Source organism: Streptomyces sp. NPDC059668, from assembly GCF_042734135.1.
Lineage (GTDB): Bacteria > Actinomycetota > Actinomycetes > Streptomycetales > Streptomycetaceae > Streptomyces.
Map to the genome: position 1 here is coordinate 76,624 of NZ_JBHWEL010000024.1, position 17,547 is coordinate 94,170.

Annotated in this window: 15 protein-coding genes and 1 tRNA gene; 13 read left to right on the forward strand and 3 right to left on the reverse strand. The window is 68.5% G+C overall.

Features of this window, described 5'->3' with window-relative positions; genetic code table 11:
- Positions 1-257: 257 nt before the first annotated feature.
- The 3 genes from ACFV2J_RS19415 to ACFV2J_RS19425 all read left to right on the forward strand — a co-directional run bounded on the left by ACFV2J_RS19415 (position 258) and on the right by ACFV2J_RS19425 (position 3,643).
- Positions 258-836 carry a TetR/AcrR family transcriptional regulator gene (locus ACFV2J_RS19415; protein WP_385084146.1) on the forward strand — a complete coding sequence of 193 codons (579 nt, stop codon included), beginning with the start codon at positions 258-260 and terminating at the stop codon, positions 834-836.
- Positions 837-933: 97 nt separating this feature from the next.
- Positions 934-2,391: a DHA2 family efflux MFS transporter permease subunit gene (locus ACFV2J_RS19420; protein ID WP_385084148.1), complete on the forward strand. Its 1,458-nt coding sequence runs from the start codon at positions 934-936 to the stop codon at positions 2,389-2,391.
- Positions 2,392-2,587: 196 nt separating this feature from the next.
- On the forward strand, positions 2,588-3,643 hold the full coding sequence (locus ACFV2J_RS19425; RefSeq protein ID WP_385084068.1) for a UDP-N-acetylmuramate dehydrogenase: 1,056 nt from the start codon (positions 2,588-2,590) through the stop codon (positions 3,641-3,643).
- A gap of 63 nt (positions 3,644-3,706) precedes the next feature.
- Here ACFV2J_RS19425 and ACFV2J_RS19430 read toward each other — a convergent pair whose 3' ends face one another.
- From ACFV2J_RS19430 to ACFV2J_RS19440, 3 genes are all read right to left on the reverse strand, one after another.
- Entirely contained in the window at positions 3,707-4,339 is a 633-nt protein-coding gene (locus ACFV2J_RS19430) for an NAD(P)-dependent oxidoreductase (protein ID WP_385084066.1), read from the reverse strand.
- A gap of 140 nt (positions 4,340-4,479) precedes the next feature.
- Complete coding sequence (locus tag ACFV2J_RS19435) at positions 4,480-5,520, reverse strand: adenosine deaminase (RefSeq protein ID WP_385084064.1); 1,041 nt, start codon at positions 5,518-5,520, stop codon at positions 4,480-4,482.
- A gap of 217 nt (positions 5,521-5,737) precedes the next feature.
- Positions 5,738-6,964: a pyridoxal phosphate-dependent aminotransferase gene (locus tag ACFV2J_RS19440; protein ID WP_385084062.1), complete on the reverse strand. Its 1,227-nt coding sequence runs from the start codon at positions 6,962-6,964 to the stop codon at positions 5,738-5,740.
- 248 nt (positions 6,965-7,212) lie between these two features.
- Here ACFV2J_RS19440 and ACFV2J_RS19445 point away from each other — a divergent pair.
- From ACFV2J_RS19445 to rpoB, 10 genes are all read left to right on the forward strand, one after another.
- Positions 7,213-7,285 (forward strand) — tRNA-Trp (locus tag ACFV2J_RS19445).
- A 109-nt stretch (positions 7,286-7,394) separates the two neighbouring features.
- Complete coding sequence (secE, locus tag ACFV2J_RS19450; RefSeq protein ID WP_153289137.1) at positions 7,395-7,676, forward strand: preprotein translocase subunit SecE; 282 nt, start codon at positions 7,395-7,397, stop codon at positions 7,674-7,676.
- Positions 7,677-7,753: 77 nt separating this feature from the next.
- Positions 7,754-8,650, forward strand: a complete 897-nt coding sequence (gene nusG, locus ACFV2J_RS19455; protein WP_385084060.1) for a transcription termination/antitermination protein NusG — start codon at positions 7,754-7,756, stop codon at positions 8,648-8,650.
- Positions 8,651-8,818: 168 nt separating this feature from the next.
- Positions 8,819-9,253: a 50S ribosomal protein L11 gene (gene rplK, locus ACFV2J_RS19460; protein ID WP_019072313.1), complete on the forward strand. Its 435-nt coding sequence runs from the start codon at positions 8,819-8,821 to the stop codon at positions 9,251-9,253.
- 102 nt (positions 9,254-9,355) lie between these two features.
- Positions 9,356-10,081 carry a 50S ribosomal protein L1 gene (gene rplA, locus ACFV2J_RS19465; protein ID WP_385084058.1) on the forward strand — a complete coding sequence of 242 codons (726 nt, stop codon included), beginning with the start codon at positions 9,356-9,358 and terminating at the stop codon, positions 10,079-10,081.
- 166 nt (positions 10,082-10,247) lie between these two features.
- Positions 10,248-11,147, forward strand: coding sequence for a hypothetical protein (locus ACFV2J_RS19470; protein ID WP_385084057.1), 900 nt, complete (start codon positions 10,248-10,250; stop codon positions 11,145-11,147).
- A 120-nt stretch (positions 11,148-11,267) separates the two neighbouring features.
- Positions 11,268-12,101 carry a DUF1396 domain-containing protein gene (locus ACFV2J_RS19475; RefSeq protein WP_385084056.1) on the forward strand — a complete coding sequence of 278 codons (834 nt, stop codon included), beginning with the start codon at positions 11,268-11,270 and terminating at the stop codon, positions 12,099-12,101.
- A gap of 291 nt (positions 12,102-12,392) precedes the next feature.
- Entirely contained in the window at positions 12,393-12,923 is a 531-nt protein-coding gene (gene rplJ, locus ACFV2J_RS19480; protein WP_164373166.1) for a 50S ribosomal protein L10, read from the forward strand.
- Positions 12,924-13,032: 109 nt separating this feature from the next.
- The gene (rplL, locus tag ACFV2J_RS19485) at positions 13,033-13,413 is read left to right on the forward strand and encodes a 50S ribosomal protein L7/L12 (protein WP_168529621.1); all 381 of its coding nucleotides are present in this window, start codon (positions 13,033-13,035) and stop codon (positions 13,411-13,413) included.
- Positions 13,414-14,051: 638 nt separating this feature from the next.
- Positions 14,052-17,537 carry a DNA-directed RNA polymerase subunit beta gene (rpoB, locus tag ACFV2J_RS19490; RefSeq protein ID WP_385084055.1) on the forward strand — a complete coding sequence of 1,162 codons (3,486 nt, stop codon included), beginning with the start codon at positions 14,052-14,054 and terminating at the stop codon, positions 17,535-17,537.
- The last annotated feature ends 10 nt before the right edge of the window (positions 17,538-17,547 follow it).

The following is a 17,547-nucleotide window of genomic DNA, read 5'->3' on the forward strand; positions in this document are numbered from 1 at the left end:
TCGGCGGCGGTTCGTATGTCCAGGCCCCGGCAACCGGCAACCGGCAACCGGCAACCGGCAACCGGCAACCAGCATCCGGTAGCGGTAAGGGGCGTCCGTCCATTGCGGACGCCCCTTACCCTTCCTCACCGGCGCGCCCCACCACGCGTCCCGCAGCCCCCACCTCGCGGCACGCCCCGCGAGCCCCAGGGGACACGTTCCGCCCCATCTCCCGAACCCCCTTGACTTGGTTAGTGATTGAGTACTAACTTTCTCGCATGGTCAGGATGAGCGCAGAGGAGAGGCGCGAAAGCGTCATCCGCGCGGCGATCAGCGAGTTCGCCCGCGGCGGCTACTACGGCACCTCCACCGAGGCGATCGCCAAGCGTGTGGGCGTCTCGCAGCCGTACCTCTTCCGGCTCTTCCCGGGCAAGAAGGCGATCTTCCTCGCTGCGGCCGAACGCTGCCTCGAGGACATCCGCCGCACCTTCGAGGAGGCCTCCGAGGGGCTGGAGGGCGAGGAGGCCCTGCACTCCATGGCGACCGCCTACACGCGGGTCATCGCGGAGCATCCGGAGCGGCTGCTCATGCAGATGCAGACGTACACCGCGGTGGCCGCCGCCGAGGAGGCCGGCGACCGGGAGTTCGGTGAGGCGGTGCGGGGCGGATGGACGCGACTGTGGGACACGGTCCATCTGCCGCTCGGGGCCGACGTGGGCGAGACGACGAACTTCCTGGCATACGGGATGCTCATCAACTGCTTCGTGGCCATGGGGTTTCCGGCCGGCCACCGGGTCTGGGAAGGGATCTATCCGGAGGCGCGGGTGGCCGGACGCGCCGGGGTTTCGGGCGGATAGGCGTTCATCGGGAAGGTGGCGGGAGTCGCCTTTTCATGAGCGCGAAAGTTAGTCATCAATAACTAATCAACTCGAGTGAATCACTCTTGGGGGAGCGATGTCACAGCAGACAGCACGGCGCGGGGGAGCCACCTGGGCCCTCGTCATCACCAGCGTCGCCGGATTCATGGCGGCCCTCGACAATCTCGTCGTCACGACCGCCCTGCCCTCCATCCGCAAGGACCTCGGAGGAGCGCTGGACGACCTGGAATGGACCGTGAGCGCGTACACGCTCACCTTCGCCGTCCTGCTGATGTTCGGCGCGGCCCTGGGTGACCGCTTCGGCCGCCGCCGGCTCTTCCTCGTGGGCCTCTCCGTCTTCACCGGCGCCTCCGCCGCCGCGGCGATGGCCCCCGGCATCGACTCCCTGATCGCCGCCCGTGCGGTCCAGGGCGTCGGCGCGGCCATCATGATGCCGCTGACGCTGACCCTGCTGACGGCGGCCGTTCCGGCCGCACGGCGCGGGATGGCGTACGGGATCTGGGGCGCCGTGAACGGACTCGCGGTCGCGTCCGGGCCGCTCATCGGCGGCAGCCTCACCGAACACGTGTCCTGGCACTGGATCTTCTGGCTGAACGTTCCGCTGGGGCTCGCCCTCCTCCCGCTCGCCCGGCTGCGTCTGGCCGAGTCCCACGGCGCCGGTGCCCGGCTCGACATCCCCGGCACACTGCTCGCCAGCGGCGGCCTCTTCGGCATCGTGTACGGCCTGGTCCGCGGGCCCGCCGACGGCTGGACCAGCCCGGTCGTGCTGACCGGCCTGCTCGCCGGTGCCGCGCTGCTCGCCGCCTTCGTCCTGCACGGCATCCGGGCGAAGAACCCGATGCTGCCGATGCGGCTCTTCCGCTCCCGCGCCTTCGCCGGGATCAACGCCGCGAGCCTGCTGATGTTCCTCGGGATGTTCGGCTCGATCTTCCTGCTCAGCCAGTACATGCAGGGCGTCCTCGGCTACTCGCCCACCGAGGCGGGGCTGCGGATGCTGCCCTGGACCGGTATGCCGATGCTCGTCGCGCCGATCGCCGGCTACCTCTCCGACCGCGTCGGCGGACGCCCCGTGGTCGCCACCGGGCTCTTCCTGCAGGCCGTCGGGCTCGCCTACTACGCCGTGGTGGTCGCCGCCGACGTCTCGTACGCCGAGCAACTGCCCGCACTGATCATCAGCGGCATCGGAATGTCCCTGTACTTCGCCCCCGCGTCCAACCTGGTCATGTCCAGCGTCCGTCCGCAGGAGCAGGGCATCGCCTCCGGCGCCAACAACGCGCTGCGCGAGGTGGGCGGCGCGCTCGGCATCGCGGTGATGTCGTCGATCTTCTCCGCGCAGGGCGGCTACGAGACCGCGACGACGTTCGTGGACGGCCTGCGGCCCGCGCTGGTGGTGGGCTCCGCGATGGTCGCCCTGGCGGGGGTCGCCGTGCTGCTCATCCCGTCGGCGCGGCGTGCGGCGCGGTCGAAGACCGTCGCCGAGGGCCCGGCCCTCGTTCCCGCCCCGGTCCCGGCTCTGGAGACCGCCTCCCACTGAACCTGTCGCCCGCATCCCGTACGACACGAAGCGGCCCCGCCACCACGGCGGGGCCGTTCGCACGCCGCACGCCGCACGCCGCACGCCGCACGCCGCACGCCTCCGCACTCCGTCTGTCGGCGCGGACGGTGGCCCCGCGGCCGCACCGCGCCTACCGCGGGCCGGGAGCCCCGAGCCTTCTCGTAGTCTTGGGCGCGTGCAGGAACTCCACGACGCCCCGCTCGCCCCGTTGACCACCTTCCGGCTCGGGGGGCCCGCGACCCGGCTGATCACCGCCACGACCGACGCCGAGGTGATCGCCGCCGTCCGCGAGGCCGACGACACCGGTACCCCGCTGCTGCTGATCGGCGGCGGATCGAACCTGGTCATCGGCGACAAGGGCTTCGACGGAACCGCCCTGCGCGTCGCGACGCGCGGGTTCGCGCTCGACGGGACGAGGCTGGAGCTGGCCGCGGGCGAGGTGTGGAGCGACGCGGTCGCCCGTACGGTCGAGGCCGGTCTCGCCGGCATCGAGTGCCTCGCAGGCATCCCCGGCTCCGCAGGCGCGACCCCGATCCAGAACGTGGGCGCGTACGGCCAGGAAGTGTCGTCGACCATCACCGAAGTGATCGCGTACGACCGGAAGACGCGCGAGACGGTCACGCTCACGAACGCCGACTGCTCCTTCTCCTACCGCCACAGCCGCTTCAAGGCCGACCCCGAGCGTCACGTCGTGCTGCGCGTCCGTTTCGAGCTGGAGGACGCGGCGGGGCTCTCGGCACCGGTCAAGTACGCCGAGACGGCTCGCGCGCTGGGCGTGGAGGCCGGCGACCGCGTGCCCCTCTCCGCCGCCCGCGAGACCGTCCTGAAGCTGCGCTCCGGCAAAGGAATGGTGCTCGACCCCGAGGACCACGACACCTGGTCCGCCGGGTCGTTCTTCACCAACCCGATCCTCACGGACGAGGAGTTCGCCGCCTTCCACGCGCGCGTGGCGCAGCGGCTCGGCTCCGACGTCGTGCCGCCCGCCTATCCGGCGGGCGAAGGACACACCAAGACCTCCGCGGCCTGGCTGATCGACAAGTCCGGATTCACCAAGGGGTACGGCTCCGGGCCCGCCCGGATCTCCACCAAGCACACGCTGGCCCTCACCAACCGCGGCCGGGCCACCACCGAGGACCTTCTCGCGCTGGCACGGGAGGTCGTCGCCGGCGTCCGTGACGCGTTCGGGATCACCCTGGTCAACGAGCCGGTGACGGTCGGCGTGCGCCTCTAGAGACGGCGTACGCCTCTGGAGACGGCGTGCGTCTCTGGAGACGGCGTCGGGCCGGGCGCCTGTTCAGTAGGCGACACCCACGCCCTGCTTCACCGTGCCCGCGTCGGTGATCATCGCCAGCATCGCGTGCGCCACGTCGGCGCGCGCGATGAAACGGCCCCTGAGCGGGAAGCCCCCGACCGCCGTCCGGTACGAGCCGGTCACCGGCTTGTTCCGCAGCCGCGGCGGGCGCACGACCGTCCAGTCGGTCGCGCTCCGGGCCAGTTCGTCCTCCATGCCCCTCAGATCGGCATAGACGTCCTTCAGGATCGCCGAGATCAGGCTACGCGCCGCACGGTCGGCGAAGGAGGCACCCTCGGCGTCGGGACCGACCGGCCCCGCGCTCACCACCAGCAGCCGCCGCACCCCCTCGGCCCGCATCGCGTCGAGCACCGTACGGGTCAGCCGGGTCGCCACCCCGGCGTCCTTGCGGCTGCGGGCGCCGAGCCCCGAGAGGACCGCGTCCCGGCCCCGGACCGCGGGACGCAGCGCCTCGGGGTCGGTGAGGTCGGCGCGGAGGATCTCCAGGCCCTCGCCCCTGACGGACAGCCGCGCCGGATCCCGTACGACGGCCGTGACCCGGTGGCCGGCGGCCAGTGCCTGCCGGACGATCTCCTGGCCGACCCCGCCGGTGGCACCGAAGACGGTCAGTTCCATGGTCTGTTCCCCTCGGGACGGATTCACGGGTGCTCCCGTCGGACGGACCGGCGCCGGGACCGCCCGGAGTCGTCGAACCGGACCGCCCGCAGTCGTGGGACCGGATCGGCCGGGCCATGAGTACCCGCCGCGCGGCCGCTTCAGGCGCCCGGGGCGGCCAGCCAGTCGTCGATCCCGGCCAGCAGCTTCCCCTTGACGTCCTGGGGCGCCGCCGAGCCCCGTACGGACTGGCGGGCCAGCTCGGCCAGCTCGGCGTCCGTGAAGCCATGGTGGTGGCGGGCCAGTTCGTACTGGGCGGCGAGCCGGGAGCCGAACAGCAGCGGGTCGTCGGCGCCGAGGGCCATCGGGACACCGGCCGCGAAGAGCGTGCGCAGGGGGATGTCCTCCGCCTTCTCGTACACGCCCAGGGCGACGTTCGACGCGGGGCACACCTCGCAGGTGATGCCGCGCTCCGCGAGCCGCTTCAGCAGCCTCGGGTTCTCGGCGGCGCGTACCCCGTGCCCGATCCGGGTGGCGTGCAGGTCGTCCAGGCAGTCGCGGACCGAGGCCGGACCGGCCAGTTCGCCGCCGTGCGGCGCGGACAGCAGTCCGCCCTCGCGGGCGATCGCGAAGGCCCGGTCGAAGTCGCGGGCCATGCCCCGCCGCTCGTCGTTCGACAGCCCGAAGCCGACGACGCCCCGGTCGGCGTAGCGCACCGCGAGCCGGGCCAGCGTGCGGGCGTCCAGCGGGTGCTTCATCCGGTTCGCGGCCACCACGACCCGCATCCCGATGCCGGTCTCGCGCACGGCCGAGTCCACCGCGTCCAGGATGATCTCCAGCGCCGGGATGAGCCCGCCCAGGCGCGGCGCGTACGAGGTCGGGTCGACCTGGATCTCCAGCCACCCGGAGCCGTCCTTGATGTCCTCCTCGGCGGCCTCGCGCACCAGCCGCCGGATGTCGTCGGGCTCTCTGAGACAGGACCGCGCCGCGTCGTACAGCCGCTGGAAGCGGAACCAGCCGCGTTCGTCGGTCGCCCGCAGTTTCGGCGGTTCCCCGCTGGTCAGCGCCTCGGTCAGGGCTTCGGGCAGCCGGACGCCGTACTTGTCGGCCAGTTCCAGCAGGGTGGTCGGCCGCATCGAACCGGTGAAGTGCAGGTGCAGATGGGCTTTCGGCAGTTCAGAGAGATCACGTACGCGCTCCATTCCAGGATCCTGCCGCACGTCCGGGCCGTCCCGGTAGCGCTTTCCCCTTTAGTGGTCTTGCTCGCACGAAGAAGCGGGCCGTCTCCCCGGGGGGAAACGGCCCGCACACGCGCGTGGAGCGCGAAAACGGCCTGGAGCCGTGAAAGCGGCGGCGATGACGCGGGACGCCGCGGCGACGCGGTCGACGTCCTGGAGACGTGCGAGAGCGTTCGGGGTGTCAGTCCCGCGCCTCGCCCAGCAGCTTCTGGATCCGGCTGACGCCCTCGACGAGGTCCTCGTCGCCCAGGGCGTACGACAGACGCAGATATCCGGGCGTGCCGAAGGCCTCGCCCGGGACGACCGCGACCTCGGCCTCCTCCAGGATGAGCGCGGCGAGCTCCACCGTGTCCTGGGGGCGCTTGCCGCGGATCTCCTTGCCGAGCAGGGCCTTGACCGAGGGGTACGCGTAGAAGGCGCCCTCGGGCTCGGGGCACAGGACGCCGTCGATCTCGTTCAGCATCCGCACGATGGTCTTGCGGCGGCGGTCGAAGGCCTCACGCATCTCGGCCACGGCCGTCAGGTCGCCAGAGACGGCGGCCAGGGCGGCGACCTGGGCCACGTTGGAGACGTTCGAGGTGGCGTGCGACTGGAGGTTGGTCGCGGCCTTGATGACGTCCTTGGGGCCGATGACCCAGCCGACCCGCCAGCCGGTCATGGCGTACGTCTTCGCCACGCCGTTGACGACGATGCACTTGTCGGCGAGCTCGGGCACCACCACGGGCAGGGAGTGGAACTCGGCGTCGCCGTAGACCAGGTGCTCGTAGATCTCGTCGGTCAGGACCCACAGGCCCTTGTCGGCGGCCCAGCGGCCGATCTCCGCGATCTGCTCGCGGGTGTAGACCGCGCCCGTCGGGTTGGACGGGGAGACGAAGAGCAGCACCTTGGTGTGCTCGGTACGGGCGGCCTCCAGCTGCTCGACCGACACGCGGTAGCCGGTGGTCTCGTCGGCGACGACCTCCACCGGGACACCGCCGGCGAGACGGATGGACTCCGGGTAGGTCGTCCAGTAGGGGGCCGGGACGATGACCTCGTCGCCCGGGTCGAGGATGGCGGCGAAGGCCTCGTAGATGGCCTGCTTCCCGCCGTTGGTCACCAGGACCTGGGCGGCCTCCACCTCGTATCCGGAGTCGCGCAGGGTCTTGGCGGCGATGGCGGCCTTCAGCTCGGGCAGGCCGCCGGCCGGCGTGTAGCGGTGGTACTTCGGGTTGGAGCAGGCCTCGATGGCGGCCTGGACGATGTAGTCCGGGGTCGGGAAGTCGGGCTCACCGGCGCCGAAGCCGATCACCGGCCGCCCGGCGGCCTTGAGGGCCTTGGCCTTGGCGTCCACGGCGAGAGTGGCGGACTCGGAGATCGCGCCGACTCGGGCGGAGACCCGGCGCTCGGTGGGAGGGGTTGCAGCGCTCATGGGGCCCATCGTTTCAGACCGGAAACACCCGCGGCACGCGGGTTTCACAGACTGAACAGCGTGAGAACACCAGTCCGGACGCGCGGCGCCCACAGGTCGATCTCCGACGGGCAAAGCCCGTACGGACACTTTCTGTTCGACGACCGGCCCCGGACCACGTACACTCTCACCTCGTTGGCCTTCACCGGCCGCACCCACCGTGCGCACAGCGAGCACTCGGGCGGATGCGGTACGTTGGGGGAAACCAAAGGGTCGTAGCTCAATTGGTAGAGCACTGGTCTCCAAAACCAGCGGTTGGGGGTTCAAGTCCCTCCGGCCCTGCTACACACTCCTTCGCCAGGATGTGTGCACGCATGTACGTACTGCAATGCACCGCCGTGCGGCTCAACCGGGCGCGGCACGGCCACGACCCGGAATCAGGTGAGGACGAGTGACGGACGCCGTGGGCTCCATCGACATGCCTGATGCCGAGGCGCCCGAGTCCAAAAAGAAGGCTCGCAAGGGTGGTAAGCGTGCCAAGAAGGGCCCGCTGAAGCGCCTCGCCACCTTCTATCGCCAGATCGTCGCGGAGCTCCGCAAGGTCGTCTGGCCGACTCGCAATCAGCTGACGACGTACACCACAGTGGTGATCGTCTTCGTCGTCATCATGATTGGCCTGGTGACCGTGATTGACTATGGGCTCAACCACGCCGCCAAGTACGTCTTCGGCTGAGCCGAGAGCGAAGGGCGCCGTCACCGGCGCCCCTTTCGCGTGTTCCACCCCCATGTATCCAGGAAGAAGCAGCCACCGTGTCTGACCCGAACCTGAACGACGCCAGCGAGTCGGTCGAGTCCGTTGACGACGAGCTCGACATCGTCGAGGGAGCGGACGTCGTGGACGAGTTCGAGGCTGCCGATGCCGCCGCCGGCGAGCCCGCCGAGGAAACGGCGCTGCACGTCGAGGACGAGTCCGGTGAGGACGTCGAGGACGAGGACGTCCCCGCGGACGCTCTCGGCGAGAACGCCGAAGAAGCCCAGGACGCCGAGGACGAGGACGCCGATGAGGCGGAGGCCGAGCCGGCCGAGCCCGTCGACCCCGTCGAGGCCCTCCGCGAGGAGCTCCGCACCCTCCCCGGCGAGTGGTACGTCATCCACACCTACGCCGGTTACGAGAACCGCGTGAAGACCAACCTCGAGCAGCGTGCCGTCTCGCTGAACGTCGAGGACTTCATCTTCCAGGCCGAGGTGCCGCAGGAAGAGGTCGCGCAGATCAAGAACGGCGAGCGCAAGACCATCCGCCAGAACAAGCTCCCCGGCTACGTGCTGGTGCGCATGGATCTGACGAACGAGTCCTGGGGCGTCGTCCGCAACACTCCCGGCGTCACCGGCTTCGTGGGCAACGCCTACGACCCGTACCCGCTGACCCTGGACGAGATCGTCAAGATGCTCGCCCCGGAGGCCGAGGAGAAGGCCGCGCGTGAGGCCGCCGAGGCCGAGGGCAAGCCCGCTCCGCAGCGCAAGGTCGAGGTCCAGGTGCTGGACTTCGAGGTCGGCGACTCGGTCACCGTCACCGACGGCCCGTTCGCCACGCTGCAGGCGACCATCAACGAGATCAACGCCGACTCGAAGAAGGTCAAGGGCCTCGTCGAGATCTTCGGCCGCGAGACCCCGGTCGAGCTCTCCTTCGACCAGATCCAGAAGAACTAGCGGCTTCTGGACGTACGTCTTCCGAACAGGTCAGACGGGCTCACGCAGCCCGTCTGACCTGCTCGGTTTTTGGCCCCGCATAGATACCCGTTATCGTTGTGCGGTATGCCTCCATCCGGATGAACCGGACGGAAGCTGAAAACTCTCACTAGGACCCGGAGAGAGCACATGCCTCCCAAGAAGAAGAAGGTCACGGGGCTTATCAAGCTCCAGATCAACGCCGGTGCGGCGAACCCGGCCCCGCCGGTCGGCCCCGCGCTCGGTCAGCACGGCGTCAACATCATGGAGTTCTGCAAGGCCTACAACGCCGCGACCGAGTCGCAGCGTGGCTGGGTGATCCCGGTGGAGATCACGGTCTACGAGGACCGCTCCTTCACCTTCGTCACCAAGACTCCGCCGGCCGCCAAGATGATCCTCAAGGCCGCCGGTGTCGAGAAGGGCTCGGGCGAGCCGCACAAGACCAAGGTCGCCAAGATCACCCAGGCGCAGGTCCGTGAGATCGCCACGACCAAGCTTCCCGACCTGAACGCCAACGACCTGGACGCCGCGTCGAAGATCATCGCCGGCACCGCCCGTTCCATGGGCATCACGGTCGAGGGCTGACGCCCACCTTCGTAGGCCACGCGGCGCGAGCCGCACAGAGAATGACGTGGCAGGGCCTGCTCGGCCCGCACCACGACTCCTCAGAACACATCAGGAGCAGTAGTGAGCAAGCGCAGCAAGTCTCTCCGCGCTGCGGACGCCAAGATCGACCGGGAGAAGCTCTACGCCCCGCTCGAGGCCGTCCGTCTCGCCAAGGAGACCTCCACGAGCAAGTTCGACGGCACCGTCGAGGTCGCCTTCCGCCTGGGTGTCGACCCGCGCAAGGCCGACCAGATGGTCCGTGGCACCGTGAACCTCCCGCACGGCACCGGTAAGACCGCCCGGGTCCTGGTCTTCGCGACCGGTGACCGTGCCGAGGCCGCACTCGCCGCGGGCGCCGACATCGTCGGCTCCGACGAGCTCATCGACGAGGTGTCGAAGGGCCGTCTGGACTTCGACGCCGTCGTCGCCACCCCGGACCTCATGGGCAAGGTCGGCCGCCTCGGCCGTGTCCTCGGCCCGCGTGGTCTGATGCCGAACCCGAAGACCGGCACCGTGACCCCGGACGTGGCCAAGGCCGTGACCGAGATCAAGGGCGGCAAGATCGAGTTCCGCGTCGACAAGCACTCGAACCTCCACTTCATCATCGGCAAGACCTCCTTCGACGAGTCCAAGCTGGTGGAGAACTACGGCGCCGCGCTCGACGAGATCCTTCGTCTGAAGCCGTCGGCCGCCAAGGGTCGCTACATCAAGAAGGCCGCGATCAGCACCACGATCGGCCCCGGCGTTCCCGTCGACCCGAACCGCACCCGCAACCTCCTCGTCGAGGAGGACCCGGCCGCCGTCTGAGCCCTCCGCTCACCCCGGTGACCGCGTCGCATACGCGTTCTTGGTACGGGCCCCGCAACCTTTCGAGGTGCGGGGCCCGTCCCTGTTTCCGGGCACCTGTTCCGATACCGGTGTCAGTGGGCTGCGTTAGCGTGCAGCTCTCAGGATCTGCATAGGGGTGGGACAGATGAAGAGCACGACCGCGCGCCGAGTGACCCTGGCGATCGCTCTGGTGAGCGCGCTGACGACAGTGGCCGCCTGTTCCTCGGGCTCGTCGGGGGGGTCCGGAAAGGACGACAAGGCGGCGCACAAGAGCCCGACCCGCGTCAGCCCCATAGCGGCGCTCCAGTCCGCCGAGAAGTCCACCGACGGCGCGGACTCGGCCAGGGTCGAGTCGACGACGACCATGGGCACGCTGATGTCCATGAAGTCGAACGGCGTCATGGGCTGGGGCGACGGCCTCATCGGCGACATGACGATCACCTACACCGGCGGCACGATGGCCGAGACCATGCGCAAGGTGGGCGCGACGTCCATGCAGGCCCGCTACCTGTCCGACGCCTACTACGCGAAGATGGGCGAGACCTTCGCCCGGCAGTCCGGCGGCAAGCACTGGATCCGGTACGCGTACGACGACCTGGCGAAGCTCGGGGGCGGCTCCGGAGCCTTCCTGAAGGACCAGATGCAGAACAGCTCGCCGAACCAGTCGGTGAAGCTCCTGCTGGCCTCCGGTGACGTGAAGAAGGTCGGTGAGGAGAAGGTCCGCGGCAAGCAGACCACGCACTACGCGGGCACGGTGGACGTCTCGGACCTCGCCGCCAGGAGCTCGCACCTCTCCGCGGGGCAGCTGGACGCCCTGAAGAAGCAGTTCACGCAGGCCGGCATCACGACGGAGGACGTCGACATCTGGGTCGACGGTGACGACCTGCTCGTCAAGGCCGTCTCCAAGGGCGACCTCTCGACCGGCACGATGTCCTCGACCACGTACTACAGCGACTACGGGGTGAAGGTCTCCGCCCAGGAGCCGCCGGCCGGCGACACGGCGGACTTCAAGGACCTGCTGAAGACGCAGGGCGCCGCCGGCTGAGGCCGCGGAGGTTCAAGGAATCCAAAAGAATTCGGAAGACCACTCGCGCCCCCTGGGTTACGCTCGGTCCGAGTCTGTGAATCGTTCAAGTGTTCCCTGGGGGGGATCCTTATGTTCTCTGTGCGTGGTTCCGTGCGTCGTGGCGCGACGGGGGCGGCGCTGGCCGCCCTCGCTCTCGGAGGCGGCACCGTCGCCTGCGCGAAGGGTGACGAGTCGCCGAAGATGACGCCCGCCGCGGCCGTGGCCAAGGCGGCGAAGAACACGGAGGCCATCACCTCCCTCACCTACCGGATGACCGGCAAGGTCCCGGAGACCGGCCGGGTCGAGGCCGAGGCGGCGATGAGCATGAAGCCGATGGCCATGAGCATGAAGATGAACGCTCTCGACCAGGGCGCGGACGGCAAGATGGAGATCCGGGTCGTCGACGAGGCGATGTACCTGGGCGGGGGAGAGGCCGCGGCCAAGGAGCTGGACGGCAAGAGCTGGATGAAGTTCGACCTCTCCGGGGCCGCCAAGGGCGCCGGCGCCGGCAAGGTGCCGAGCCAGGCCGGCCAGGACCCGTCGCAGGAGTCCACCTTCCTGACCGGCTCCAAGGACGTGAAGAAGGTCGGCGCCGAGAAGGTCGACGGCGTCCGGACCACCCACTACGCGGGCACGGTCACCCTCGACGACCTCCGCGCCGGCCTCAAGGACGAGGACAAGGCGACGCGGGAGAAGCGCGAGAAGAGCCTGAAGCAGTACGAGGACCTGGGCGCCGACAAGCTCACCATGGACCTGTGGGTCGGACCGGACGACCACACCAAGCAGGTGCGGGTGCGCGCCGCCGCCGACAAGGGCCCGTTCGACGTGACCGTGACCTTCCTGGACTACAACAAGCCGGTGACGGTGAAGGCCCCGCCGGCCAAGGACACCGTCGACCTGGCCGAGATGATGAAGGACGCCCAGGCGGGCTGAACACAGGCGCTGTCGAGCGGATTTGCTTGACAGTGCGCCCTTCACGTACTGTTCCCGAGAAGCCAAAGACCGCTGGTCGTTGCTTTGCGCTCGTAAGAGGGCAGGGTGGCCGAAGGATCCGCTGAAACTGCGGACGACCCGCGTAGGTGACCGTGGATGTGCTCCCGGAGTTCGCTTGCCCAGCTTGCGGACCTGCCGGTCGAGCCACGCCCCGTGCGCCTGCGCCGGGGCGTTTCGTTTGCCCAGCCCCTTCCGAGCGGTCCTCATCACCCGGAAGGAGGCCGACGCTCTATGGCAAGGCCCGACAAGGCTGCCGCGGTAGCCGAGCTCGCGGACCAGTTCCGCAGCTCGAACGCCGCCGTGCTGACCGAGTACCGGGGTCTCACCGTGGCGCAGCTCAAGACGCTGCGCCGTTCGCTCGGTGAAGACGCCCAGTACGCCGTGGTGAAGAACACGCTGACCAAGATTGCGGCCAACGAGGCCGGGATCTCCACGCTCGACGACCTTTTCAACGGTCCGACGGCGGTCGCCTTCATCACCGGTGACCCGGTGACGTCGGCGAAGGGTCTTCGTGACTTCGCCAAGGACAACCCCAACCTCGTCATCAAGGGCGGTGTCCTTGACGGCAAGGCGCTGTCCGCCGACGAGATCAAGAAGCTTGCGGACCTCGAGTCCCGCGAGGTTCTGCTCGCCAAGCTGGCGGGTGCCTTCAAGGGCAAGCAGACGCAGACTGCTCAGCTCTTCCAGGCGCTTCCCTCGAAGTTCGTCCGCACCGCGGAGGCGCTTCGTGCCAAGCAGGCCGAGCAGGGCGGTGCCGAGTAATTCGGCTCGCGCATTGACCGCCGCCTGAGGCGACGGTCGCAGCGGGCCGAACGTACGCCCGCCTCACCAGTACATCCGGCACCTGCCGAATAAGTGGAAGGACGCCATCATGGCGAAGCTGTCCCAGGAAGAGCTGCTCGCGCAGTTCGAGAACCTCACCCTCATCGAGCTCTCCGAGTTCGTGAAGGCCTTCGAGGAGAAGTTCGACGTCACCGCCGCCGCCGCGGTCGCCGTTGCCGGTCCGGCCGGCCCCGCCGCCGTCGAGGCCGCTGAGGAGCAGGACGAGTTCGACGTCATCCTCACGGGTGCCGGCGAGAAGAAGATCCAGGTCATCAAGGTCGTGCGTGAGCTGACCTCGCTGGGCCTGAAGGAGGCCAAGGACCTCGTCGACGGCGCTCCGAAGCCCGTCCTCGAGAAGGTCGCCAAGGAGGCCGCCGAGAAGGCTGCCGAGTCCCTCAAGGGCGCCGGCGCCTCCGTCGAGGTCAAGTAGTCCCAGGAGCCCGCTGAGGGCTCCCTCGCGAGCTGTCACAGTCGCCCTCGTGGCGCTGTAACGCTGACGCACCGAAGAGCGATCACCCAACTGGGTGGTCGCTCTTCGGCGTTCAGGGGGTCCGGCAGCGGCTGCCTTGCACTGTCGTTCGCGACGAGTATGGTGATCTTCGTTGTGCCTCCGGCCGAGCCCGTGACGGGCTGCAAGACGGGCTGCAAGACAGGTTGCACGTGACGATCGCGGCACTTGCTTTGGGCATGGGGGGCCTTGACGAACGGCACGCAGCGCGCAATTCTCAGGACGCGTCGTCACAACGATCCGGATCCGAGGCATGGATCGGCGACGAAGAGGGCAGTATCGATGTGCATTGAGGGCGTGGCTTGCCGCAGGTGTTGACGACAACGAGGGTCTCAGAAAACCGGGACTGGACATCAGTGGGCCTAGTGGCTACACTGACCCTTTGCGCTGCCTGTTAGCTGCCTCCTGCCCGTCACCAGGGGCATGCCCTCGCTTGGACACCGACGACCGGATTATCTCTGACCTGGCCTTTTGGGCCGAGTCGGGAACAGTCCGTCTCTGTGCCCCGGTGGGGGGCCGGTACGCGCGTAGTGAGTCCGAGCCCTCGGAAGGACCCCCTCTTGGCCGCCTCGCGCACTGCCTCGACCGCGAATACGAACAACGGCGCCAGCACCGCCCCGCTGCGCATCTCCTTTGCAAAGATCAAGGAGCCCCTCGAGGTTCCGAACCTTCTTGCGCTGCAAACCGAGAGCTTCGACTGGCTGCTCGGAAACGAAGCGTGGAAGGCTCGTGTCGAGGCGGCTCTGGACAGCGGACAGGACGTCCCCACGAAGTCCGGTCTGGAGGAGATCTTCGAGGAGATCTCCCCGATCGAGGACTTCTCCGGGTCGATGTCCCTGACGTTCCGGGACCACCGCTTCGAGCCCCCGAAGAACTCCATCGACGAGTGCAAGGAGCGCGACTTCACGTTCGCGGCCCCGCTCTTCGTCACCGCCGAGTTCACCAACAACGAGACCGGCGAGATCAAGTCCCAGACGGTCTTCATGGGCGACTTCCCGCTCATGACCAACAAGGGCACCTTCGTCATCAACGGCACCGAGCGTGTCGTGGTGTCCCAGCTGGTCCGCTCGCCGGGCGTCTACTTCGACTCCTCCATCGACAAGACGTCCGACAAGGACATCTTCTCCGCCAAGGTCATCCCCTCCCGGGGCGCCTGGCTGGAGATGGAGATCGACAAGCGCGACATGGTCGGTGTCCGCATCGACCGCAAGCGCAAGCAGTCCGTCACCGTTCTCCTGAAGGCTCTCGGCTGGACCACCGAGCAGATCCTCGAGGAGTTCGGCGAGTACGAGTCCATGCGCGCCACCCTGGAGAAGGACCACACCCAGGGCCAGGACGACGCGCTGCTCGACATCTACCGCAAGCTGCGTCCGGGTGAGCCCCCGACCCGTGAGGCCGCGCAGACGCTGCTCGAGAACCTCTACTTCAACCCGAAGCGCTACGACCTGGCCAAGGTCGGCCGCTACAAGGTCAACAAGAAGCTGGGCGGCGAAGCCCCGCTGGACGCCGGCATCCTGACCGTCGAGGACATCATCTCGACGATCAAGTACCTGGTGAAGCTGCACGCGGGTGAGACCGAGACCGTCGGCGACAACGGCACCTCGATCGTCGTCGAGACCGACGACATCGACCACTTCGGCAACCGTCGTCTGCGCAACGTCGGCGAGCTCATCCAGAACCAGGTCCGCACGGGTCTGGCTCGTATGGAGCGCGTCGTCCGCGAGCGCATGACGACCCAGGACGTCGAGGCGATCACGCCGCAGACGCTGATCAACATCCGGCCGGTCGTCGCCTCCATCAAGGAGTTCTTCGGCACCAGCCAGCTGTCGCAGTTCATGGACCAGAACAACCCGCTGTCGGGTCTCACCCACAAGCGCCGTCTGTCGGCTCTTGGCCCGGGTGGTCTCTCCCGTGAGCGGGCCGGCTTCGAGGTCCGTGACGTGCACCCCTCGCACTACGGCCGCATGTGCCCGATCGAGACCCCCGAAGGCCCGAACATCGGCCTGATCGGCTCGCTCGCCTCCTACGGCCGGGTCAACGCGTTCGGTTTCGTCGAGACGCCGTACCGCAAGGTCACGGGTGGTGTCGTCACCGACGACGTCGACTACCTGACGGCCGACGAAGAGGACCGGTTCGTCATCGCGCAGGCCAACGCGCCGCTGACCGACGAGCTCCGCTTCGAGGAGTCCCGCGTCCTGGTCCGCCGTCGTGGCGGAGAGGTCGACTACGTCCCCGGTGAGGACGTCGACTACATGGACGTCTCGCCGCGCCAGATGGTGTCGGTCGCGACCGCGATGATCCCGTTCCTGGAGCACGACGACGCCAACCGTGCCCTCATGGGCGCGAACATGATGCGCCAGGCCGTTCCGCTCATCAAGTCCGAGGCGCCGCTCGTCGGCACCGGCATGGAGTACCGCTGCGCCGTCGACGCCGGCGACGTGCTCAAGTCGGAGAAGGACGGTGTGGTCCAGGAGGTCTCCGCGGACTACGTCACCACCGCCAACGACGACGGCACGTACACCACGTACCGCCTGCACAAGTTCTCCCGCTCGAACCAGGGCACGTCCGTCAACCAGAAGGTTGTCGTGGACGAGGGCGCCCGGGTCGTGGCCGGCCAGGTGCTGGCCGACGGTCCGGCGACCGAGAACGGCGAGATGGCGCTCGGCAAGAACCTGCTCGTGGCGTTCATGCCGTGGGAGGGTCACAACTACGAGGACGCGATCATCCTGTCGCAGCGCCTCGTGCAGGACGACGTCCTCTCCTCGATCCACATCGAGGAGCACGAGGTCGACGCCCGTGACACCAAGCTCGGCCCCGAGGAGATCACCCGGGACATCCCGAACGTCTCCGAGGAGGTCCTCGCCGACCTCGACGAGCGCGGCATCATCCGTATCGGTGCCGAGGTCGTCGCCGGCGACATCCTCGTCGGCAAGGTCACGCCCAAGGGTGAGACCGAGCTGACCCCCGAGGAGCGCCTGCTCCGCGCGATCTTCGGTGAGAAGGCGCGCGAGGTGCGCGACACCTCGCTGAAGGTGCCGCACGGTGAGATCGGCAAGGTCATCGGCGTCCGCGTCTTCGACCGTGAAGAGGGCGACGAGCTGCCGCCGGGCGTGAACCAGCTGGTTCGTGTCTACGTTGCGCAGAAGCGCAAGATCACGGACGGTGACAAGCTCGCCGGCCGCCACGGCAACAAGGGCGTCATCTCGAAGATCCTGCCGATCGAGGACATGCCGTTCCTGGAGGACGGCACCCCGGTCGACATCATCCTCAACCCCCTGGGTGTCCCGTCCCGAATGAACCCGGGACAGGTCCTGGAGATCCACCTCGGCTGGCTCGCCAGCCGCGGCTGGGACGTCTCCGGCCTCGGGGAGGACTGGGCGCAGCGCCTTCAGGCCATCGAGGCCGACGTGGTCGCCCCCGGCACCAACGTCGCCACCCCCGTCTTCGACGGTGCGCGTGAGGACGAGCTGGCCGGTCTGCTGAACCACACGATCCCGAACCGTGACGGCGAGCGCATGGTGCTCCCGACCGGCAAGGCGCCGCTGTTCGACGGCCGCTCCGGCGAGCCGTTCCCGGAGCCGATCTCGGTCGGCTACATGTACATCCTCAAGCTCCACCACCTGGTCGACGACAAGCTGCACGCCCGTTCGACCGGTCCGTACTCGATGATCACCCAGCAGCCGCTGGGTGGTAAGGCCCAGTTCGGTGGCCAGCGCTTCGGTGAGATGGAGGTGTGGGCGCTGGAGGCGTACGGCGCCGCTTACGCCCTCCAGGAGCTGCTGACCATCAAGTCCGACGACGTGACCGGTCGCGTGAAGGTCTACGAGGCCATCGTCAAGGGCGAGAACATCCCCGAGCCCGGCATCCCCGAGTCCTTCAAGGTGCTCATCAAGGAGATGCAGTCTCTCTGCCTCAACGTGGAGGTGCTGTCCAGCGACGGTATGTCCATCGAAATGCGTGACACCGACGAGGACGTCTTCCGCGCGGCGGAGGAGCTCGGCATCGACCTGTCCCGGCGCGAGCCGAGCAGCGTCGAAGAGGTCTGACGGGAGTCCG